At 61.0% G+C, this 20,357-nt stretch carries 21 protein-coding genes and 1 pseudogene; 11 read left to right on the top strand and 11 right to left on the bottom strand.

Going from position 1 to position 20,357, the window contains the following annotated elements; translation table 11 throughout:
- Window positions 1-12: 12 nt before the first annotated feature.
- The 4 genes and pseudogenes from HKK54_RS29955 to HKK54_RS29970 all read left to right on the top strand — a co-directional run bounded on the left by HKK54_RS29955 (window position 13) and on the right by HKK54_RS29970 (window position 3,350).
- Window positions 13-1,314 carry an NAD(P)/FAD-dependent oxidoreductase gene (locus HKK54_RS29955; RefSeq protein ID WP_169388831.1) on the top strand — a complete coding sequence of 434 codons (1,302 nt, stop codon included), beginning with the start codon at window positions 13-15 and terminating at the stop codon, window positions 1,312-1,314.
- Between the two features lie 29 nt (window positions 1,315-1,343).
- Window positions 1,344-2,432: a polyamine ABC transporter substrate-binding protein gene (locus HKK54_RS29960; RefSeq protein ID WP_169388832.1), complete on the top strand. Its 1,089-nt coding sequence runs from the start codon at window positions 1,344-1,346 to the stop codon at window positions 2,430-2,432.
- A 68-nt stretch (window positions 2,433-2,500) separates the two neighbouring features.
- A pseudogene (locus HKK54_RS29965) lies at window positions 2,501-2,893 on the top strand (GFA family protein).
- Window positions 2,886-3,350: a GNAT family N-acetyltransferase gene (locus tag HKK54_RS29970; protein WP_169388833.1), complete on the top strand. Its 465-nt coding sequence runs from the start codon at window positions 2,886-2,888 to the stop codon at window positions 3,348-3,350. Before HKK54_RS29965 ends, HKK54_RS29970 begins: the two are co-directional and overlap by 8 nt.
- A gap of 6 nt (window positions 3,351-3,356) precedes the next feature.
- Here HKK54_RS29970 and HKK54_RS29975 read toward each other — a convergent pair whose 3' ends face one another.
- The 7 genes from HKK54_RS29975 to HKK54_RS30005 all read right to left on the bottom strand — a co-directional run bounded on the left by HKK54_RS29975 (window position 3,357) and on the right by HKK54_RS30005 (window position 9,776).
- Window positions 3,357-4,190 carry a phosphodiesterase gene (locus tag HKK54_RS29975; protein ID WP_169389393.1) on the bottom strand — a complete coding sequence of 278 codons (834 nt, stop codon included), beginning with the start codon at window positions 4,188-4,190 and terminating at the stop codon, window positions 3,357-3,359.
- 16 nt (window positions 4,191-4,206) lie between these two features.
- Window positions 4,207-5,238: an ABC transporter ATP-binding protein gene (locus HKK54_RS29980; protein WP_169388834.1), complete on the bottom strand. Its 1,032-nt coding sequence runs from the start codon at window positions 5,236-5,238 to the stop codon at window positions 4,207-4,209.
- Complete coding sequence (locus HKK54_RS29985) at window positions 5,235-6,029, bottom strand: ABC transporter permease (RefSeq protein ID WP_169388835.1); 795 nt, start codon at window positions 6,027-6,029, stop codon at window positions 5,235-5,237. Before HKK54_RS29985 ends, HKK54_RS29980 begins: the two co-directional genes overlap by 4 nt.
- Window positions 6,026-6,847 carry an ABC transporter permease gene (locus HKK54_RS29990; RefSeq protein ID WP_169388836.1) on the bottom strand — a complete coding sequence of 274 codons (822 nt, stop codon included), beginning with the start codon at window positions 6,845-6,847 and terminating at the stop codon, window positions 6,026-6,028. Before HKK54_RS29990 ends, HKK54_RS29985 begins: the two co-directional genes overlap by 4 nt.
- Window positions 6,848-7,852, bottom strand: a complete 1,005-nt coding sequence (locus tag HKK54_RS29995) for an ABC transporter substrate-binding protein (protein WP_010171864.1) — start codon at window positions 7,850-7,852, stop codon at window positions 6,848-6,850.
- Window positions 7,852-8,856: a LacI family DNA-binding transcriptional regulator gene (locus tag HKK54_RS30000; RefSeq protein WP_169388837.1), complete on the bottom strand. Its 1,005-nt coding sequence runs from the start codon at window positions 8,854-8,856 to the stop codon at window positions 7,852-7,854. The genes HKK54_RS29995 and HKK54_RS30000 overlap by 1 nt, the downstream gene beginning before the upstream one ends.
- A gap of 257 nt (window positions 8,857-9,113) precedes the next feature.
- Entirely contained in the window at window positions 9,114-9,776 is a 663-nt protein-coding gene (locus HKK54_RS30005; protein WP_169388838.1) for a DUF2268 domain-containing putative Zn-dependent protease, read from the bottom strand.
- 184 nt (window positions 9,777-9,960) lie between these two features.
- On the opposite strand from HKK54_RS30005, the gene HKK54_RS30010 reads away from it, so the two are divergent.
- Both HKK54_RS30010 and HKK54_RS30015 read left to right on the top strand, forming a co-directional pair.
- Window positions 9,961-11,058: a carboxynorspermidine decarboxylase gene (locus tag HKK54_RS30010; protein WP_010171870.1), complete on the top strand. Its 1,098-nt coding sequence runs from the start codon at window positions 9,961-9,963 to the stop codon at window positions 11,056-11,058.
- Between the two features lie 29 nt (window positions 11,059-11,087).
- A complete protein-coding gene (locus HKK54_RS30015) occupies window positions 11,088-12,332 on the top strand; it encodes a saccharopine dehydrogenase family protein (RefSeq protein ID WP_003211412.1) in 1,245 nt (414 codons plus the stop codon).
- A 209-nt stretch (window positions 12,333-12,541) separates the two neighbouring features.
- Here HKK54_RS30015 and HKK54_RS30020 read toward each other — a convergent pair whose 3' ends face one another.
- Window positions 12,542-13,321, bottom strand: a complete 780-nt coding sequence (locus tag HKK54_RS30020) for an IclR family transcriptional regulator (protein ID WP_008435411.1) — start codon at window positions 13,319-13,321, stop codon at window positions 12,542-12,544.
- 215 nt (window positions 13,322-13,536) lie between these two features.
- Here HKK54_RS30020 and HKK54_RS30025 point away from each other — a divergent pair, with 215 nt between their 5' ends.
- From HKK54_RS30025 to HKK54_RS30040, 4 genes are read left to right on the top strand one after another with little or no spacing between them, the layout of a single operon-like run.
- A complete protein-coding gene (locus HKK54_RS30025; RefSeq protein ID WP_010171875.1) occupies window positions 13,537-14,319 on the top strand; it encodes an ABC transporter substrate-binding protein in 783 nt (260 codons plus the stop codon).
- Window positions 14,316-14,984 carry an ectoine/hydroxyectoine ABC transporter permease subunit EhuD gene (ehuD, locus tag HKK54_RS30030; protein ID WP_003211406.1) on the top strand — a complete coding sequence of 223 codons (669 nt, stop codon included), beginning with the start codon at window positions 14,316-14,318 and terminating at the stop codon, window positions 14,982-14,984. The genes HKK54_RS30025 and ehuD overlap by 4 nt, the downstream gene beginning before the upstream one ends.
- The gene (locus tag HKK54_RS30035) at window positions 14,981-15,733 is read left to right on the top strand and encodes an amino acid ABC transporter ATP-binding protein (protein WP_010171879.1); all 753 of its coding nucleotides are present in this window, start codon (window positions 14,981-14,983) and stop codon (window positions 15,731-15,733) included. Before ehuD ends, HKK54_RS30035 begins: the two co-directional genes overlap by 4 nt.
- A complete protein-coding gene (locus HKK54_RS30040) occupies window positions 15,730-16,995 on the top strand; it encodes an NAD(P)/FAD-dependent oxidoreductase (protein ID WP_169388839.1) in 1,266 nt (421 codons plus the stop codon). Before HKK54_RS30035 ends, HKK54_RS30040 begins: the two co-directional genes overlap by 4 nt.
- A gap of 62 nt (window positions 16,996-17,057) precedes the next feature.
- On the opposite strand, the gene HKK54_RS30045 is transcribed toward HKK54_RS30040, so the two are convergent.
- Window positions 17,058-17,744 (bottom strand): M24 family metallopeptidase, encoded by a 687-nt coding sequence (locus HKK54_RS30045; protein WP_169388840.1) that lies wholly within the window; start codon window positions 17,742-17,744, stop codon window positions 17,058-17,060.
- Between the two features lie 367 nt (window positions 17,745-18,111).
- On the opposite strand from HKK54_RS30045, the gene HKK54_RS30050 reads away from it, so the two are divergent.
- Entirely contained in the window at window positions 18,112-18,459 is a 348-nt protein-coding gene (locus HKK54_RS30050; protein WP_169388841.1) for a DUF6124 family protein, read from the top strand.
- A 60-nt stretch (window positions 18,460-18,519) separates the two neighbouring features.
- Here the strand turns inward: HKK54_RS30050 and HKK54_RS30055 are convergent, their stop codons facing one another.
- Together HKK54_RS30055 and glsB are read right to left on the bottom strand one after the other, a co-directional pair.
- Window positions 18,520-19,080, bottom strand: coding sequence for a hypothetical protein (locus tag HKK54_RS30055; protein ID WP_141629516.1), 561 nt, complete (start codon window positions 19,078-19,080; stop codon window positions 18,520-18,522).
- A gap of 200 nt (window positions 19,081-19,280) precedes the next feature.
- Window positions 19,281-20,189: a glutaminase B gene (glsB, locus tag HKK54_RS30060; protein WP_003211397.1), complete on the bottom strand. Its 909-nt coding sequence runs from the start codon at window positions 20,187-20,189 to the stop codon at window positions 19,281-19,283.
- Between the last annotated feature and the right edge of the window lie 168 nt (window positions 20,190-20,357).

A 20,357-nucleotide genomic window follows, 5' to 3' on the forward strand; every position in this document is an offset into this window, starting at 1 on the left:
CCGAGGATCATCATGGAAAACACCTGTGGCTGGATTGCCCAGACTGAAAGCCTCCCCGCCCGGGACCGACTGACCGGCGTGCAGAAAGCCGACTGGCTGGTGATCGGCGCCGGGATCACCGGTTTATGTGCAGCCCATCACCTGGCGGAGATGCACCCCGAGGCCCGCATCGTGATTGTCGACCGCCAGCGTGCAGCCCAAGGCGCCTCGGCGCGTAATTCGGGTTTTGTGGTGGCCCATGAGCACCCTGCTGAAAGTGAACTGATGGGCAACGCAGGCTTCACGGATTTCGAAGTCGACACCTCGATCTCCCGCGCCGCCAGCGACGAGGTGCGCCAGCGCATCGCCCGCCATGCCATCGACTGCGATTTCCGGGACAGCGGCTACTTCTTCGCCGTGCATGATCCCGACAAGCTCAATCATGTGGAGGCCAAGCTGGCGACCTTGCGGGCAGTCGGCGCTTCAGCGCACTTCCTGGAAGGTGAGGCGCTCGCGCAAACACTTGGCACCGAGCATTACCAGGCCGCCATCTGGTGCGGCAACGGCAACGCCCTGCTGCAACCGGCGAAGTACGTGAAGGGTTTGCTGGAAGCCCTGCCCGACAACGTCACGCTTTTTGAGAACACCGACATCACCAGCCTTGAGCGCATGGCCAATGGCGGCATTCGTGCCAACGGCCTGGACGCCTGCATTGAAGCCGGCCAGGTGCTGGTGTGCCTCAACGCCTTTATTCCACGGGTGGGCCTTGAGGCCAGCGCGACGTTCCCGATGGAACTCAGCGCCAGCCTCACCCGCCCTCTGAGCGACGAGAAATACCGCCGTATCGGCGCGGTAGAACCGTGGGGCGTGCTGTCCACCCGGCCACTGGGCGCTACCGTGCGCCTGACACCGGACCGCCGGGTGATGATCCGCAATACGGCGGAATACCGCACCCGCGACTTGTCCAACGGCGAGCTGCTGCACCGGCGCCAACACCATGTGAAGGGCTTGCAGCGGCGCTTCCCGTGGCTCACCGAACAAGACATCCACCACACATGGACCGGCCACCTGAGCGCATCCCGCAGCGGGCAACCGTATTTCGCGAAGGTCGAAAACAACCTGTACGCCGTCGCGGGCTGCAATGGTTCGGGCGTCGCCCGCGGCACGCTGTGGGGCCGGCTGCTCGCCGAATGGGCGTCGGGCCAGGCTTCCTCGCTGCTGCAATCCGTGATGCACCGGGCGCAACCCGGCTGGCTGCCTCCCCGCCCGCTGTTCGACATCGGTGCCCTGCTGCGTATGGGCGTGGAAACGGTGCGAGCGCGGACCGAAATCTAGAACAAAAAACCTCAACAAAGGTGATTCACATGCACATCAACAGTCTGTCCCTGGCAGTCATCCTCAGCGCGCTCCCGGCAGCCAGTTACGCCGCCGAAGAGGTGAACATTTCCAACTGGAACGGCTACATCGCCGACGACACCTTGACCCGTTTCACCCAGGCGACCGGGATCAAGGCGACCTACGACATTCACGACAGCAACGAGGTGCTGGAGTCCAAGCTGATGACCGGCAACACCGGTTATGACGTGGTCAGCCCGTCCAACCATTTCCTGTCGCGGCTGATCAAGGCCGGGGCGATCCAGAAGCTCGACCGAAGCCAGCTGCCCAACTGGAAAAACCTCGACCCGCTGCTGATGAAGAAGCTGGAAACCAACGACCCCGGCAACCAGTACGGCTTCCCCTATATGTGGGGCACGGCGGGGATTGGCTACAACGTCGAGAAGATCAAGGCGATCTTCGGCAACACCGACGTCACCCATTCCTGGAGCCTGTTTTTTGATGAAAACAACATCAAAAAACTCAGCGCCTGCGGCGTGGCAATCATCGACAACCCCACGCAGATCCTGCCGATAACCCTCAACTACCTGGGCTTGCCGCACCACAGCCACGAACCGGCCGACTACAAAAAGGCCGAGCAGGCACTGTTGAAGATCCGACCTTACATCCAGTACTTCCACGCCTCCAAGTACATCAGCGACCTGGCGAACGGCAATATCTGCGCGGTGATCGGTTTCAACGGTGACGTGGTGCAAGCCGCCGCCAGCGCCAAGGAGGCGAAAAACGGTATCAACATCGCTTACTCGATCCCGGATGAAGGCTCGACGTTGTGGCTGGACATGGTGGTGATGCCCAAGGGCGCGCCCCACGAGAAGAACGGCTACGCCTACATGAACTACCTGCTGGAACCGAAGGTGATTGCCAACATCAGCAACAGCATTCACTACGCCAACCCCAACAGCGCGGCGGATGAGTTTGTGACCCCGGAGGTAAAACAAGACCTGGCGATCTACCCGCCGAAAAGCGTGATGGACAAGCTGTTTATCGTCGAGGACCTGCCGCCGGCGATCGCGCGGTTGGCGACGCGGTTGTGGACGAAGTTGAAGACCAATACGTGAGACCGGACTTGCTCCAGGCTCATGGGAGAGCGTTATAGTCACTCCATTGAGCTTGGGATTGAATCAACATGGAAGGACTTCACCAAGGTAGCTGCCTGTGTGGCGCAGTCAGCTACAGAGTATCCACACCGCTGAAAGCCGTGACTCATTGCCACTGCAAAAAGTGCCAGAAGGTTCATGGCGCCGCGTTTGCGACGTACGCGAGCGCCCCGAAATCGTCGGTGCACATCACGTCTTCGCTTCAAACGCTCAAGGCTTACGAATCTTCCGAGGGTGTGTTTCGTTAATTTTGTTCACACTGCGGCTCGTCGCTGTTCTGGTCTGATGCCAACGGCGCTTACCCCGACTGGATTTCGATAGCGATCGCCACACTCGATACACCCTTCCTTCCTGGCAAGCAGAAGCACTCCTGCGTTGAATCCAAGGCGGGGTGGTTTGAGCTGGAAAATAGCAGTGGCTGAACCAACGAACGGATTGTCGATACGTGCCATCTCGGTATTGCCCGACCAAATCCAGGCACTGGAAACAGAGGCGGTAGCTGAAGGTTTCAGGTTTCTAACGCGCCTGATTGCAGATTGGCATAGCGGCACCAACCGTTTCGCTCGACCCGGCGAATGTCTGTTGGGCGTATTCAGCAACAGGCAGTTGATCGCCATAGGCGGGCTGTCCCATGACCCTTACGCCGGGCCGGATGTCGGCAGACTACGCCGGGTGTACGTCGCCCGGGCTTCCAGGGGGCGCAATGTGGGCAAGGCCCTGGTCAGTCAGCTTCTGGAACACGCTGCGCAGCGGTTCAGTGTTGTGCGCTTGTCTACCGACACCCGAGAAGGCGCCGCCTTTTACCTGCGCTGCGGGTTTGAGCCGGTAATGGATGAGCACGCAACTCATGCCAAACCATTAAGTGCCCAGAAGCATTAACAGACTTCAGTCAATCAACCCATCCGCGTCATAAAACGGATACGGCCCCGGGTAGTCCCCGAATACGCCGTTGTGGCTGACCAGCCCTTGCTGTTCATCCCAACGGTGCAAGAGATAACCCGCCGGTTCCAGGTTGAAATGGGCCGGTGCGGCCTCCTGCAAATCCAGCACGATTTGATGGGACGTGCCCGGGCATACACAGCTCACACTGCCGCCGAAACGTCGCTGCATCGGCCGGTGCAAATGCCCGCACAACAGGCGCTCCACCTGGGGGTGACGGGCGATGACCGTTTCCAGCGCGGCGGCGTTACGGAACGGCTCGCGGTCCATATGGCCAATGCCGCCGATAAACGGCGGGTGGTGCAAGACCACCAGGGTCGGCACGTTCGGGCACAGCGCCAGTTGCTCATCAAGCCAGTGCAATTGGCTGTCCAGTAACTGGCCGCCATGGGCATCGGGAATCGTCGAGTCCAGGCCAATCAAGCGCACCGGGTAGTCATCCACCACCCAGTCCAGCGGGCCGTCGGCGCCATGCGGCAAGTAAGCGTGATCGCGGAAGGCATCAAGCAAATGCTGGCGGTGGTCGTGATTGCCCGGTACCAGGTAACAAGGCATCTGCAAACGGGCCAGTTCGGGGTGCAGCACGGCGTATTCATCGGCGCGACCGAAGTCCACCAGGTCACCGCTGACCACCACGATATCGGGCCGTGGGTAGCTGGCATTCAAATGGTCCACCGCTCGGCGCAATGCACCGAGGGTGTCGACCACTCCGTAGGTCAGGCGCTGGCCGGCTTTAAGGTGCAGATCGCTGATCTGCGCAACAAGAAACGGACGGTTCAACATAGGCTCTCTGAATTCAGGCATGCAGGGTGAACAGCTTGTGTGGGGCGATAGACAGGGCAATCGGTGCGCCGACGGCATGAAGCAGGTTGTCGTTGCTGTCCACCAGCAGCGGTTGCGGGGCGCCGACGTCCACCAGCAGACGGCTTTGCGCGCCCTGGAAAAACTGCGCCAGCAGGTGCCCGTGCAGGTGCCCTTCGCGCTCCATCACCCGCAGGTGTTCGGGGCGGCAGTACACGGTGGCCGGCTGATGGGGCTCGTGCCACGGCAGCTCACCGCCGCACACGGTCAAGCCATGGGCCGTGCGATCCAGCACCGAAAAGACATTCAGGTTGCCCACAAAGCCTGCGACAAACGCGTTGGCCGGCTGCTGGTAGATCTCCCGGGGGCTGGCCAGTTGTACGATACGCCCCTGCTCCATCACCAGGATGCGATCGCCCAGGGCCATGGCTTCGCCCTGGTCGTGGGTGACGAACACCGAGGTGATGCCCAGGCCGCGCAACAGCTGGTCCAGTTCGCTGCGCAGGCGCTCACGCAACTGTGCGTCGAGGGCGGCCAACGGCTCATCCAGCAACAGCACTTTGGGCCGTGGCGCCAACGCGCGGGCCAGTGCCACACGCTGGCGCTGGCCGCCGGACAGTTCATGGATACTGCGCTTGCCGTGATTCTGCAGGCCCACCAACTCCAGCAGTTCGTCACAGCGCTTGTTGCGCTCCGCCGGCGCGATGCCGCGAATCTTCAAGCCGTAGACGATGTTGCCGGCCACATCCAGGTTGGGAAACAACGCGTAGTTCTGGAACACCATGCCCACGTCACGCCGTTCGATGGGCAGGCGGGTGACGTCGTGGTCACCGAAAAACACTTGGCCCACATCGGGACGCTCAAGGCCGGCAATCAAGCGCAAGGTGGTGGTTTTGCCGCAACCGGACGGGCCGAGAATGGCCAGGGTTTCGCCGCCCTCGATGGTCAGGTCGAGGTTCTGCACGGCAACGGTGCCGTCGGCGAATGCCTTGCGGCATCCCTTCAGGCGAAGGGTGATAGCGGTCATCGACGCTCTCCACGGGACAGTCGAGCGCTGATGGCCTGCAACGCAATCAGCAGCGGCACGATCATCAGCAAAAAGATAAGGGTGTAGGCACTGGCGATTTCCAGGCGCGCCGAGGCGTAGCTGTCGGCGAGGCCGACCGGCAGGGTCTTGGTCATCGGCGTGTGGAGCATCCAGGTCAGGTTGAACTCACCCAGGGACAGGGTGACGACCATCAACACCCCGGCGAGAATCCCCGCCCGGCAGTTGGGCACCACCACGCTGAAAAAGCGCTGGATCGGCCCCGCTCCCAGACTGGCCGCCGCCTCTTCCAGCACCGGCAATTGCTGGCGTTGCATCACCGCCATCACCGGGCGCACCAGGAACGGCAAGGTGAACAACACATGCCCCACCAGGATGAACAGCCAACTGCTGCGAAACCCGCCGAACTGACCGTAGGTCAGCAACAACGCCAGCGCACTGGCCAGGCCAGGCATCGCCACCGGCAGCACCATCAACTCCTCGAAGGCGCGGCTGAAGCGGTTGTTCATGCGCACCAGGGCGTATGCCGCCGGCACGCCGATCACGCAGACGCACACCGCACAGGCCAGGGCCAGTTGCAGCGAGAGCCAGACCGTCGGTGAGTAGGCCTGCCACACCTGGATCAACCAGTCGAAGGTCAGGCCGCTGGACAGGCCGACGAAGAAATTGCGCGTCAGCCCCGCCAGCAATGACATCAACACCGGCACCAACATGAAGGCACAGACCAGCAAGGTAAACAGCAGTTGGATGACAAACAGCGATGAGCGCTTCACAGGACCGTCCCCGCGTTTTTCACCAGGCGCCGCGTCAGCAGCAACACGGCCCAGGTCACCGCGCCGAGCACCACCGAGAGCGCCGCCGCCACCGCAAAATTGGCGTAGTTGGTGAACACGTTGTAGATGGCGACCGGCGTCACGTTCAGCCGCGTGCCCAGGGTGAACGCCGTGCCGAAGGCGCCCATGGACGTGGCAAAACAGATCGCCCCACAGGAGGCCAACGCCGGCGCCAGCCCCGGCACAATCACATCGCACACCACCCGCCAATGCCCGGCCCCCAGTGAGTGGGCGGCTTCCTCCAGGCTACGGTCGAGGCTTTCACACGCCGCCATTACCGTGAGGATGACCCGTGGAATCGAAAAGTACAGGTAGCCGACAAACAGCCCCGCCAGCGAATAGGCAAAGATCCAGCGCTCACCGGCCAGCTGAAGCCCGAGTGAGGCGAACAAGCCTTGGCGGCCCGCCAGCAGGATCACCAGGAAGCCCACCACCACGCCGGGAAACGCCAGGGGAAATGTCAGCAACGCCACCAGCGCCGAACGCCCGAAGAAGTGCTGGCGCGCGAGAAACACACCGGTGATGCCGCCCACCAGCAGCGCCGCCAACGTCACCAGCACCGCAAGCACGCAGGTTTGCGCCAGGCTGCCCAGGTATTGCGCGCTGCTCAGCACTTGCCAGTAACCGCTGCCGTGGCTGTCGCGGCTTTCGCCACCCAGCACGATCAAGTGCGCCAGCGGCAACAGCCAGAAGGCGAGCAGCACCGCAAACGCCGGGGCCAGGGCCCAAGCGGGGTTTGGCCGCAAGAGTGCCTTCACTTACTTGACCTCACTCAAATAACGCGCGGCGAAAGCTTCCTGCACGGCGGCCATTTTCTGGTAGTCCACCACACCGGCGCGGGCGTAGTCGCCGTCTGGCAGGAACTGCGCGGCAACGTCCGCTGGCATCTTCACCGGCCGCACCGGGCGCAGGTAGGCCTTGGCCCAGAGTGCCTGGCCTTCATCGGAGAGCACGAAATCCAGGACCTTTTCACCGTTGGCGCGGTGCGGCGCGTTCGCCACCAGGCTCATCACATAAGGCACGCTGATGCTGCCTTCCCTGGGAATCACGAAGGCGACGTTGGCATTGTCTTTGTAGCGGGCGCGGTAGGCGTTGAAGTCGTAGTCCACCAGGATCGGCAACTCACCGGAAAGCACCCGTGCATAGGCGGTTTGCTTGGGCACGATGGGGGCGTTTTTCGAGAGCTTCTGGAAGTAGTCGATGGCCGGAGCGAAGTTGTCGAGGTCGCCGCCCATGGCGCGGTTGATTGCCACCGCCGAGACGTAGCCGACGAAGGCACTGGACGGGTCGAGGTAGCCGACCATGCCTTTGTATTCGGGCTTGAGCAGGTCGGCCCAGCTTTGCGGCACTGGCAGGCCTCCCAAGGCGTCGACGTTGACCATGATGCCCAGGGTGCCGGAGTGAATCGCGAACCACTGGCCGTCCGGGTCTTTCAGGCCGGCGGGAATCTGTTCCCAACCTTTGGGCTTATAGCCCTCCACCACCGCCGCCTTTTGCGCTTGCAGGCCGAACGTCACGCCGTAGTAGACGACATCCGCCACCGGCGCGGCTTTCTCGGCCACCAACTGCGCCAGGGACTGGCCGGAGTTCTTGTTGTCCAGCGGCACCTGCACGCCGGTGCTCGTGGCGATGGCCTTGAGTTGCGTGCCCCAGTCTGCCCAGTCTGGCGGGCAGTTGTAGCAAATCGCGGTGTCGGCGGCCTGGGCCAGGCTGGCCGCGCCGCACAGCAGCAATGCCGCCAGGGTTTTACTGAGCATGCTCATCAAGCGTCTCCTTTATGGGGTTGGGTGCTTTCGCCCGGACGGATATGGCACGGCAGGCAATGGGAAACCGGGGCGTTGCCGGCGATTTGCGCCAGCAGTTGGTCGATCACGGTGCTGGCCAACAGCGCGATGGGCTGCACCACGCTGCACAGCGTCGGGTGCATCTGGGTGCCCAGGGAAATGCCGTCAAAGCCCATCACCGAGAGTTGTTCGGGTACGTTCCAGGCATGCCGGCGCAGTTCGGCGATCAGGCTGATGGCGAGAAAATCGTTGGAACACACCAGCGCGGTGGGCGCCTGCGAGCCTTGCAGGAAGGGCTCGATGGCGGCGAATTCGGCTTGGGTGTGGGCCGGCATTTCGATCACCGGTTGGCTGTCGAGGCCGTACTCGCCCATGGCATCGCAATACCCGGCGTAACGCAGGCGCGCCCGGTCGGACTGCAACGCGGGGCCGGCGACCATGGCGATGCGGCGATGGCCCGCTTCCAGCAGATAACGGGTGGCCAGCGCCATGCCGGCGCGGTTGTCCACCGAGACGGCGCTGTAGTTGGGGTTGTCGGGTTGGTGGTAGGCCAACACGAACGGGGTTTCTTCCGTGGCCAGGCTGTGGAGCACGCTGTTGCTTTCAGCGTCGGTAACGGTCAGCACCAGGCCATCGACGCGCTGACGCAGCAGTTCTTCCACCACACTGCTTTCGCGCTCGGCGCTGTAGTCGGTGGTCGCCAGCAGCAGGTTATAGCCCCGCAGGCGTGCGGCGCGCTCCATGGCCTGGAACTGCTCGGCGAACACCGGGTTCAGCAGGTTGGGCACCACCACGCCAATCAGCTGGGTGGTTTGCAGGCGCAGTTGGCGGCCCAGCAGGTTGGGCCTGAAACCCAGCTCGCGGGCGGCGGCGAATACCTGCTCGCGGGTGGCCGGGCGCACTTGTTCCGGGGAAGCAAAGGTGCGCGCGGCGGTGGCGCGGGATACGCCAGCGAGCCGGGCTACGTCTTTCAAATCAGTCATTGTCACTCGCTTGAGATCGATCTCATTGGCGAGGACAGTAACGGGGGAATGTGGCAGTCAGGCGATGGGGAGATGACGGTTTGATGTCAGCGTGGGCGGGGTTTTGGAGTTCGCTGAACATCTCATGTGGGAGCTGTCGAGCTTTAGCGAGGCTGCGATAGCGGTGTGTCAGGCAGCCTGTTTATCGGCTGTGCCGCCGCCTTCGCGTCCTCGCTAAAGCTCGACGGCTCCCACAGGGGACCGATGTTGCTGGATGGTCAGGCCACCTGCCCCTCTTTGGCGGCGTTGGCGAGTATGTCTTTTGCGGGCACGTTGACCCATGTGGCGGCGTCCACCTCGGCTTGCTTCGCCAGCCAGTCACCCACCATCTGATAACCCAGTGTGTACCCCAACCACCTGGGCCTTGCCCCGGTGCCGAAGAACCATTCACTGTGGTCGTAATACGTGGCCTCCAGAAGCTGGAGCTCTACCGGCGAACTCAGCAGCTCCCCGGGTGTAAGCGCCCTCTCCCACAGCTCCGGCTCACTGCCCAGCACCCGCCGCACAAACTGCCCGGCCAGCCCTTCGCTGATCATCGCCTCACCCAGCGTCCAGCCATAACCCGGCCCCGCCATGCGCAGGCAATGATGCACCTCATGCACCACATGCCGACGCAGCGAGCCACTGCGCAAACTGGCCAGGAAATTCGGGTTGTCGGGGTCCAGGGTCATGCTGAACATCGTGCTGCGATAAGCGCGGCCGACCAGGCCCAGCTCCGGGAGGGTTTCCCCTGGCAATCGCTGGATCAGGACATCCAGGCGCGGCGGCGGCATCAGTTCGGCAATTGCCCCGTAGGCGGCTTCAAATTCACGGATCAGCTCAGGGCGAAACTCCGCCAGGCTCCCCGAAGCTTCCAGCCAATGCAGTGTCCATGCGTCCATTCTCACCTCTCGTCGCCAAAGCCGGGATCCGTTTGCAATGCGGCTCATCATACCCACAGGCTGTCATATTCACAGGCCAGCTTATAACCGGGCCAGCAAATTCCGCTGACTAACCTTTCGATCTGTCCCAAGTGCGGGCACAATGCGTGTCCTTTTTTGGCAGGCACCGCCGCAGGCTCTGAAAATGATCAAAACGCCGTACTACCTCATCGACAAACAGAAGCTTCTGGTCAACATGCAGAAGATCGCCTACGTGCGCGAACAGTCCGGCGCCAAGGCTCTTCTGGCCCTTAAATGCTTCGCCACCTGGTCGGTGTTCGACCTGATGCAGGAATACATGGACGGCACCACTTCGTCGTCGTTGTACGAGCTCAAGCTGGGTCGCCAGAAGTTCGAAGGTGAAGCCCACGCCTACAGCGTGGCCTGGGCCGACGATGAAATCGAAGAGATGCTGGATAACTGCGACAAGATCATCTTCAACTCCATCAGCCAGTTGCAGCGCTTTGCCGAACGTAGCGAAGGCAAGACCCGCGGCCTGCGCGTCAACCCGCAGGTGAGCAGCTCCGACTACCTGCTGGCCGACCCGGCGCGCCCGTTCAGCCGTCTGGGCGAGTGGGACCCGGTGAAGATCGAAGGCGTGATCGAGCAGATCACAGGCTTCATGTTCCACAACAACTGCGAGAACGGTGACTTCAACCTGTTCGACCAGATGCTCAACACCATCGAAGAACGCTTCGGCGCGCTGCTGCACAAGGTCAACTGGGTCAGCCTCGGCGGCGGCATCCACTTCACCGGTGAAGGCTACGCCATCGACGCCTTCTGCCAGCGCCTCAAGGCGTTCTCGCAGAAGTACGACGTGCAGGTGTACCTGGAACCCGGCGAAGCGGCGATCACCAACAGCGCCTCCCTGGAAGTGACCGTGCTCGACACCCTCTACAACGGCAAAAACCTCGCCGTGGTAGACAGCTCCATCGAAGCCCACCTGCTGGACCTGCTGATCTATCGCCTCAACGCCAAGCTGGCACCGAGCGACGGTGAACACACCTACATGGTGTGCGGCAAGTCGTGCCTGGCCGGGGACATCTTCGGTGAATACCAATTTGATCAGCCGCTGGCCATCGGCGATCGACTGTCGTTCATCGACACGGCAGGCTACACCATGGTCAAGAAAAACTGGTTCAACGGCCTGAAAATGCCGTCCATCGTAGTGAAACAACTCGACGGTACAGTCGAAGTGGTTCGTGAATTTGGTTACGACGACTACCTGTCCAGCCTTTCGTAAAGCGGACAGATAAAGGAGAGATAAAGCAATTGAAAAAGAACGTTCTTATCATTGGTGCAGGAGGTGTCGCCAAGGTGGTGGCCCACAAGTGCGCGCAGCACAACGACGAACTCGGTCGTATTGCTATCGCGTCGCGCAACATCTCCAAATGCCAGGCCATCATCGACAGCGTCAAGGCCAAGGGTAGCCTCAAGGTACCCGCCGATATCCAGGCCTTCGCGCTGAACGCTTTGGACGTGGAAGCGACCAAGGCACTGATCCGCGAGACTGAATCGCAGATCGTCATCAACGTAGGTTCTGCGTTCCTCAACATGTCGGTACTGCGTGCCTGCATCGACACGGGCGTGGCTTACCTCGACACCGCCATCCACGAAGAGCCGGGCAAGGTCTGCGAGACCCCGCCGTGGTACGGCAACTACGAATGGAACCACCTGGAAGAGTGCAAACAGAAGAACATCACGGCCATTCTTGGCGTGGGCTTCGACCCGGGTGTCGTCAACGCTTATGCAGCGCTGGCGCAGCAAAAGCATTTTGACCGCATTGATTCGATCGACATTCTCGACGTCAATGCCGGCTCCCATGGCAAATATTTCGCCACCAATTTCGACCCGGAAATCAACTTCCGCGAATTCACCGGACAGGTGTGGAGCTGGCAGAACAGCCAGTGGACCAGCAACACCATGTTCGAAGTCAAACGCACCGACGACCTGCCTGTGGTCGGTTCGCAGAACCTGTACCTGACCGGCCACGATGAAGTGCACTCGCTGTCGAAAAACCTCGACGTGCCCAACGTGCGTTTCTGGATGAGCTTCGGCGAACACTACATCAACGTGTTCACCGTGCTGAAAAACCTCGGCCTGCTCTCCGAAAAACCGGTCACTACCGCCGAAGGCCTGGAAGTCGTGCCGCTGAAACTGGTCAAGGCCGTGCTGCCTGACCCGTCGTCGCTGGCACCGGGCTACACCGGCAAGACCTGCATCGGCGACCTGGTCAAGGGCACCAAGGATGGCCAGCCGCGCGAGCTGTTCATCTACAACGTGGCCTGCCACGAAGAAGCCTTTGCCGAAACCGACAGCCAGGGCATCTCCTACACCGCCGGCGTACCACCGGTGGCTGCAGCGCTGCTGGTTGCCCGTGGCGAGTGGGATGTGAAGCACATGGCCAACGTCGAGGAACTGCCGGCTGAGCCGTTCCTGAAAGCGCTGGACGTGATGGGCTTGCCGACTCGCATCAAAGACGAGAACGGTGACCGTGCCTGGGATGCGATTGCCTGAGGGTGATAGCTGACTGAACAAAAAAATGCGCCCGAAGGGGCGCATTTTTTGTTGGGGCTCACATAAATCTCAAAGAACAATGAAGATCAAATGTGGGAGCTGGCTTGCCTGCGATAGCGGTGGGTCAGAACCGAATGGGCGAGCTGACACTCCGCTATCGCAGGCAAGCCAGCTCCCACACTGATCGTGTTGTCTGCTCGATAGCATTTCTATTCAAGATTGCGCGCCGAATTGCTCAACGCCCTTGAACACTGCAACAACGCCGGCGCCAGCTGCTTCTCCGCATCCGCCCGGCTCCACCGACTGGTGGGCGCCACCACGTGCACCGCCGCTACCGGCCGGCCATTTGCCCCCAGCACCGGCGCGCCGATGGTCATGTCGCCCAGGAACAGTTCCTGGCCATTCACCGCATAGCCTTGTTCGCGCACTTGCTGCAACGACTCCATGATCCTGTCGACCTCCGTCAGCGTCTGGCTGGTGTGCGCCACCCGCTGGCTGTGCTCGATCAACGCCAACGCCTCATCCTGCGGCAACGCACTCAAATACGCCCGGCCCGACGCCGTGCAGTACATCGGCACCCGCGAGCCAATCGGCATGTGCACCGGCACAAAGCCCGAGCTGACGAAGCGCGCGATGTACGTCATGTCGTAACCCGCAGGCTCCGTCAGGCACGAGGTTTCTCCCGTCAGGCGGGTCAGCTCCGAGAGGAACGGGTTGGCCACTTCAATCAACGAATGCGCATCCAGATAACTGAAGCCCAACTCCAGCACCCGGGGTGTGAGTTGGTAATGGCGGGTGCGCGAGTGTTTCCGAAGGTAACCCAGGCTCTCCAGGGTAAACACCATGCGCTGGGCCGAGCTTTTGGTCATGCCGGCGGCCTCGGCCACCTCTGCAAGGCTCATGCTGCGGCGCTGGGCGCTGAATGCCTTGAGCACCGACAGGCCTTTTTCCAGGGATTGGTTGTGCAAGCTGTTGCGTTCTTCAGACATGGCGGACTCGCGGTCAGGTCGATCAAGCGTGGCGATATTTCTACACCAAACTGCGAAATTCGACCACTTAAAATCGCATACCGATACGAAATGTTCATTTTGTCGATTTTCTGTACCACTAGACGATTTTATTGAATCGAAATGGCACAGAGCTTGCGGTTTCCTCTCCAGCCGCTTGCGGTACTGACGATCCGCTTTCCTTCTGGAGTAACCCGATGAACAGTCTTTCGCCCTTGTTTCGCCGCCTCGCCTTCGGTCTTTGCGCCACCCTTTGCGTGGCCACCGTGCACGCCGCCGGTGCAGCCTCGTACAAAGTCGGTGCAACGGCCAGCGGCTCGCCGTTTACCTTCCTCGACATCAAGAGCAACAGCATCCAGGGCGTGATGGTCGACGTGGCCAATGCCGTGGGCAAGGCCGGTGGTTTCACCAGCGAAATCGAGCAGACCAACTTTGCCGCGCTGATTCCTTCGCTGACCTCCGGCAAGCTCGACTTCATCGCCGCCGGCATGCTCAAGACCCCGGAGCGCGCCCAGGTGGTGGACTTCAGCGCGCCGGTGTACGCCTACGGCGAAGGCCTGATCGTGAGTGCCGACGACAACGCAACCTATACCGACCTCAGTTCGCTTAAGGACCAAGTAGTGGGCGTGCAGGCCGGCACGATCTTCTACGACATGCTCAACAAGCTGGGTATCTTCAAGGAAATCCGCACCTACGACTCCATCGGTGAAATGGTCCGGGACCTGAGCCTGGGCCGCATCAAGGCCGCCGTGGGTGACCAGCCGGTGGTGGCGTACCAGATCCGCCAGAAGCTGTTCAAAGGCGTGAAACTCGCCGCCGACTACAAGCCGGTCAACGTCGGCGAGGTGTGCCTGGTGGTGCGCAAGGGCGACAGCGAAACCCTCGCACGCCTGAACCAGGCCATCGCCAGCATCAAGGCTGACGGCACCCTGGAGGCGATCCTGAAGAAGTGGGGGCTTGATGCCCAGGTGCAGCCATGAACCCGGCTGAATTCCTGCAGAACGCCCGGGACTTCCTGCCGATCCTGCTTCAGGGCGCCTGGGTGACGATCCAGATCACCGTGCTGTCGTTCCTGCTCAGCAGCGCCATCGGCCTGGTGCTGGCGTTGCTCAAGCTGTCGCCGATCAAGGCGCTGTCGTGGGCGGCGAGCACGGTGATCAACGTGATTCGCGGCCTGCCGATCATCGTGCAGCTGTTCTACATCTACTTCGTGCTGCCGGACATGGGCGTGCACCTCAGCGCGTTCCAGGCGGGTGTGATCGGCATGGGCATCGCCTATTCGGCGTACCAGGCGGAGAACTTTCGTACCGGCATCATCGCGGTCGAACAAGGCCAGCGTGAAGCCGCCGAAGCCTTAGGGATGCGCTCGGTGCTGATGATGCGCCGGGTGATCCTGCCCCAGGCCTTTCGCATCGCCCTGCCGCCCTACGGCAACACCCTGGTGATGATGCTCAAGGACTCCTCGCTGGTGTCGACCATCACCGTGGCCGAGATGACGCGCCAGGGCCAGCTTATCGCCTCGTCGACCTTCCAGAACATGACCGTCTACACCCTGGTCGCCCTGCTCTACCTGCTGATGAGCCTGCCGCTGGTGTATGGCCTGCGCCGCATGGAACAGCACCTGGGCCGGAGGAAAAAAGCATGATCGAGATTCGCCAACTGCAAAAACACTACGGCACCCATCGTGTGCTGCACGGCGTCGACCTGGACGTGGCCAAGGGCGAAGTGGTGTGCCTGATCGGCCCGTCGGGCTCGGGCAAGTCCACCCTGCTGCGCTGCATCAACGCCCTGGAAGCCTACGACGGCGGCACCATCAACGTGTTCGGCGAAACCGTGCAACGTGGCAGCAAGACCGTACATGCATTGCGTAGCCGCATGGGCATGGTGTTCCAGCGCTTCAACCTGTTCCCCCATCGCACCGTGCTGGAAAACGTGATGGAAGGTCCGGTGTACGTCAAACGCGAACCGCTGCAACAGGCCCGGGAAGAAGCCCTGGCGCTGCTGGATAAAGTCGGCCTGTCGGCCAAGGCCGATGCCTACCCGGAACAACTCTCGGGCGGCCAGCAGCAACGCGTCGCCATCGCCCGCGCCCTCGCGATGAAGCCCGATGCGATGCTGTTCGACGAACCGACCTCGGCCCTCGACCCGGAACTGGTGGGCGATGTGCTGGAAGTGATGCGCACCCTCGCCGATGAAGGCATGACCATGATTGTGGTGACCCACGAAATGGGCTTTGCCCGCGAAGTGGCCGACCGCGTGTGCTTCCTGCACGGCGGCTACATCGTGGAAAGCGGACCCGCCGAGCAAGTACTGGGCAACCCGCAACAGCCGCGTACCCAGGACTTCCTGCGCCGCGTGCTGCACCCGACGGCCAACACCCGGAGCCTGTCATGAAGTCACTCTGGGCAGCGACAGCCCCCGCCGCACCGCCGACACCCGCGCTGGCTGAATCCATCAAGGTCGACGTGGCCATCGTCGGTGCCGGCTACACCGGTTTGTCCACGGCCCTGCACTTGGCGGAACGCGGCGTGAGCGTGTGCGTGCTGGAAGCCAACGAACCCGGCTGGGGCGCGTCCGGGCGCAATGGCGGGCAGGTCAACCCGACACTCAAATACGACCCGGATCAACTGGTGCAGAGGTACGGCGCCGAGCGCGCCGAGCCGCTGATCCATACCGTGTCCAACTCGGCCGACCTGGTGTTCAACCTGATCGAGCGCCATGGCATCGACTGTGCGCCCACTCGCAAGGGCTGGATGCAGGTGTCCTATTCCGAAAAAGGCGTGGCAGGCCTGCATGCCCGGGCCGAACAATGGGAGCGTCGCGGGGTGCCGGTGCAGCGCCTGGATGCCGGCGCGGTGTCAGCTCGGATGGGCAGCCAGGCGTTTGCCGGCGGCTGGCTGGATGGCCGCGCTGGCGCCATTCAACCGCTGGCCTATGCGCGCGGCCTGGTGCGTGCAGCGCAGGCGGCGGGCGTGCGCATTCACGGGCAGAGCGCGGTAACCGCGATGCAGCAGGCGGGCGCAGGCTGGAAGTTACAGACCGCCAGCGGTGCACAGGTGTCGGCCGGCCAGGTGGTGTTGGCCACCAACGGCTACAGCGGCGACTTGTGGCCCGGCATGGCCCAGAGCGTACTGGCGGCCAACAGCTTTATCGTTGCTACCCGGCCCTTGAGCGGGCCTGCGGCCGAGAGCATTTTGCCGGGGCAGGAAACCGTCTCAACCGCCCAACGGCTGCTGCTGTACTTTCGCAAGGACGTCCACGGTCGCCTGTTGATGGGCGGGCGCGGGTTGTTCGAAGATCCCACCGGGCCAGCGGATTTTGCGCACCTGGAACGTTCGCTGGCGTTGCTGTTTCCGCAGTTGGGCAAGCTGGACTTCGAGTACCGCTGGGCGGGACGGATCGCGATCACCCGGGACTTTATGCCCCACGTCCACGAACCCGCACCCGGCTTGACCCTGGCATTGGGCTGTAACGGACGCGGGATAGCCCTGTGCACCAGCCTCGGCCAGCAACTGGCGGGACGCCTGTGTGACAGCCGTTCCGACTTCGCGTACCCGGTAACGCCTTTGCAGCGGTTGCCACTGCATGGCTTGCAACGCTTCTACATCGGTGCGGGTGTGGCGTGGTACAGCCTGCTGGACCGCCTATCCCTGTAGGAGCGAGCTTGCTCGCGAAAAACCCGAAGGCGCCGCGTTTCCTCAGGAGACCGGCGCCTTCGTCAAAGCTCGCAGACCTCACCCTCGTCGCCGAAGAAATAGATATTTTCGTGCTTATAACCCCAGCGACCGCCCCGCTCGCGAACATGCGGCTCGAAGGTAAAGCACGTCACCTCCTCCAGGCGCCGATGATTGCCCGCCTCGATGTAGAGCCTTTGGTCACGCTGCTCGCAGATGCTGTGGCCGACGTTGCCGGCGAAATCGAGGTTCTCGAAACCCTCGGATGCGATCAGGTCATTGGCAAACGCATGCAGGTCGTTGAACGTGGTCCCGGGCCGGGCGAATGTGCGCATCATGGCGTGTAACCGGTGCTCCACTTCATAGCCCTTGCTGAACTCCACCCCCGTCGGCACCGATCGGCACACACCCTCCTCCACATAGAAAGAGCGCGCGCAATCGCCCCACACAGTGCCGGAGCGTGGGCTCAAATCCACGGTGATCAGATTGTGCAAACCGACCGCTTCGTCACTGGGACGATAGTCGCGGCCCGACACAGAAAGCGCACTGCGTGAACCCAGTAATACGAAGGCCGGGCAGTCGTAATACCAGGTATCCGGATAGCCGGAGTCCGCAAGCATCTGCGCCGCCATTTCGGCGATGGACGCTTCGGTTGAATGTGGGGTGATTCGCGTAACGAGCTGCTGCAGCACCGACTTGGCGGCGGCCTGGACGACACGATTGGGCAACATGGACCGTCTCTGACTGATGGGTGATTGCGTCGATAGTATCAGCACCCTCCTCAATGACAGGGAGGCCTGCGCGGATTTTTCCGACAACTGTTTCAGGTTGTCGGTCGGACTCGGGCTGACTAACCTCCCGCAGTCGCTGCCCATTCAGCGGCCGGATTTGACCGTCCGCAACCATAGAACAACTGCGCCAAAACCGATCTTGGGCGTTTTTTTTACGCCTGATGTATTGTGTCGCGGCAGCTGTACGCGGGATACCTTCGGGTATGCCGGTTTTGTTCTTTGGGCCGGTCGGTCAACCCGCGTATAGCTGCCACCCTAATCGTTTGACCGCGAATAGTGGCAGCTCCATTCACAAAGGAGCTTCACCATGATTAAAGACAGTCCAAATCCCCCAAATCATGCCGACCGGCTTCAAGAAGCCGCTTACCGCGCCATTCATCACTATCTGAAACCTGACGCCCAACCCCAACCGCCTGAACCCGCCGAGCTACCGTTCGATGGATTGTTTACCGTGCGTAAGGACCTGGACACGGAAACCTTGCTGGCCAATGCCTCGCAAGACCTGGCGTCGATCAATGTCATCGCCGCTCACCTGGCCTTCGAAGTCGACGGTACCCAACGCAATGTGGCGCTGGGTATTTGCCGGATGCTGGAAGGTGTGCAGATGCTGGTCGACAAAGCGCTGGATCGATGCGCGGAAACTGCGCCGAGATAAAACTCACTGCGCTAACCGTGCCCACGCGAACGTGGGCACGGTTAGCAGTAACTCTTTGCCTTAAGGCAAGCATTCCCATGGATCAAGGTTGAGAGTTTTAGGTCCCGGTTTAGCAACACATAAAACAAATTCAGCTCCATAGGGAAGGCTGAAGTGATGGAAAGTGCCGTAGACGATTTCCGCACGTTCTGAGAAAACCTTTCGGCCATTCAGTGTAGCGCCATCAACAGTCCAAACTGTCTTATAACCACTTGCACCTTGAGGGCTAGCTGTGCCAACTACTTGCTTATCACCAATATCGTAATCAAAATCCACATTTACGATAGCAGTTTTTTGTCCGAGACTAGTAACCGTGACATTACTGTCAAACTTAGCTTTTCCAATTTCGCACTCTGTTCTTTCTTTATTACAAACGCGAACACTTGCAACAGAAGACTTGAAACTTTCCTGCTCAGCGCCTTTCACCGTCGCGATCCGTGGCTCCCGAGTCACATTAGCGGAAGGAAAAATCCCGTTTGAATCTTTAAAGCTTGATACTGCGACGATAGGTACTTGCTGTGCGGCGCAACCGCCAAGCAAAATAAAACCAAAGACTGACACACACTTTAAATAGTTTTTCAAAACCAACTCTCCTTTTGACTACAAAGTCCATTATCAAAGATAGGGGGATGTGTATCTACGTCCCAGCGCGCATTGTTATTCTGCGGCTCGCCCAAGTAAAGGCAATAGGCCATCATACCTTAACTCAGTTAAAATAGACAATAAATGTCTATTACCATAACGTGGAAAAATCATGCCTTCGTTTTTGTTCATTTTCGCAGTCAAAACACCGACCACCCAATCCGCTCACTCAACAACTCCAACGCCTTCATCCCCGCCAACGAATTGCCTGCCGCATTCAACTCCGGCGACCACACGCACACCGTGAACTGCCCCGGCACCACCGCGAGAATTCCGCCGCCTACCCCGCTCTTGCCCGGCAACCCGACGCGATACGCAAAATTCCCCGCCTCGTCATACAGCCCGCTGGTGGCCATGATCGAGTTCACCTGCTTGGTTTGCCGCGCGGTCAGAATCTGCTCACCGCTGTGGGTGCATACGCCTTCATTCGCCAGGAAGCAAAACGCCTTGGCCAGGTCCAGGCAGCTCATCTGCAACGCGCAGTAGTTGAAGTAGCTGTGCAGCACCGCGTCCACATCGTTGTGGAAGTTGCCGAACGACTTCATCAGGTACGCCATGGCCGCATTGCGCGCGCCGTGCTGGGCTTCGGATTCGGCCACGACACTGTTGACCAGGATCTGTGGGTTGCCCGACAGCCGCCGCACGAAGTCGCGCATGGACAGGATCGGCACGGCAAAGCGCGACTGGTTGATGTCGCAGATCACCAGCGCACCGGCGTTGATAAACGGGTTGCGTGGCCGCCCACGCTCAAACTCCAACTGCACCATGGAGTTGAACGGCTGTCCCGAGGGTTCGTGACCCAGGCGTTCCCAGATGCTTTCGCCGCCATGGTCGATGGCCTGCACCAGGCTGAATACCTTGGAGATGCTCTGTACGGAGAACAACGTGTGAGCATCGCCCGCACAGTAGGACGAGCCGTCATTACCGTACACGGCAATGCCCAGTTGCTGCGCCGGCACATCGGCGAGTGCGGGGATGTAGTCGGCGACTTTGCCGAGGCCGATCAGTGGACGGACTTCGTCGAGGATCGACTCCAACAGGGCCTGCATGTTTTGTTCGGGCATGGTTTGGAAAATAGTGATTGGCGGGCGCGGAGGATACCTGAAACGCCAGGGCCAGGCTGGATGTTGGTGCAACGATGGACGCTGCGCAGGCCGTGCGATATCTTCTGGCCGCCGCCGGTTCAGGCGAAAAAAAGAAGGAGTGGAACGTTGAAG

The organism is Pseudomonas sp. ADAK13, assembly GCF_012935715.1.
Lineage (GTDB): Bacteria > Pseudomonadota > Gammaproteobacteria > Pseudomonadales > Pseudomonadaceae > Aquipseudomonas.

Bases quoted from the DNA above. Each gene is read 5' to 3' on its own strand.
- HKK54_RS29955 (WP_169388831.1), top strand. From the start codon at position 13: ATGGAAAACACCTGTGGCTGGATTGCCCAGACTGAAAGCCTCCCCGCC.
- HKK54_RS29960 (WP_169388832.1), top strand. From the start codon at position 1,344: ATGCACATCAACAGTCTGTCCCTGGCAGTCATCCTCAGCGCGCTCCCG.
- HKK54_RS29980 (WP_169388834.1), bottom strand. From the start codon at position 5,238: ATGACCGCTATCACCCTTCGCCTGAAGGGATGCCGCAAGGCATTCGCC.
- HKK54_RS29995 (WP_010171864.1), bottom strand. From the start codon at position 7,852: ATGAGCATGCTCAGTAAAACCCTGGCGGCATTGCTGCTGTGCGGCGCG.
- HKK54_RS30000 (WP_169388837.1), bottom strand. From the start codon at position 8,856: ATGACTGATTTGAAAGACGTAGCCCGGCTCGCTGGCGTATCCCGCGCC.
- HKK54_RS30005 (WP_169388838.1), bottom strand. From the start codon at position 9,776: ATGGACGCATGGACACTGCATTGGCTGGAAGCTTCGGGGAGCCTGGCG.
- HKK54_RS30010 (WP_010171870.1), top strand. From the start codon at position 9,961: ATGATCAAAACGCCGTACTACCTCATCGACAAACAGAAGCTTCTGGTC.
- HKK54_RS30020 (WP_008435411.1), bottom strand. From the start codon at position 13,321: ATGTCTGAAGAACGCAACAGCTTGCACAACCAATCCCTGGAAAAAGGC.
- HKK54_RS30025 (WP_010171875.1), top strand. From the start codon at position 13,537: ATGAACAGTCTTTCGCCCTTGTTTCGCCGCCTCGCCTTCGGTCTTTGC.
- ehuD (WP_003211406.1), top strand. From the start codon at position 14,316: ATGAACCCGGCTGAATTCCTGCAGAACGCCCGGGACTTCCTGCCGATC.
- HKK54_RS30035 (WP_010171879.1), top strand. From the start codon at position 14,981: ATGATCGAGATTCGCCAACTGCAAAAACACTACGGCACCCATCGTGTG.
- HKK54_RS30040 (WP_169388839.1), top strand. From the start codon at position 15,730: ATGAAGTCACTCTGGGCAGCGACAGCCCCCGCCGCACCGCCGACACCC.
- HKK54_RS30045 (WP_169388840.1), bottom strand. From the start codon at position 17,744: ATGTTGCCCAATCGTGTCGTCCAGGCCGCCGCCAAGTCGGTGCTGCAG.
- HKK54_RS30050 (WP_169388841.1), top strand. From the start codon at position 18,112: ATGATTAAAGACAGTCCAAATCCCCCAAATCATGCCGACCGGCTTCAA.
- glsB (WP_003211397.1), bottom strand. From the start codon at position 20,189: ATGCAGGCCCTGTTGGAGTCGATCCTCGACGAAGTCCGTCCACTGATC.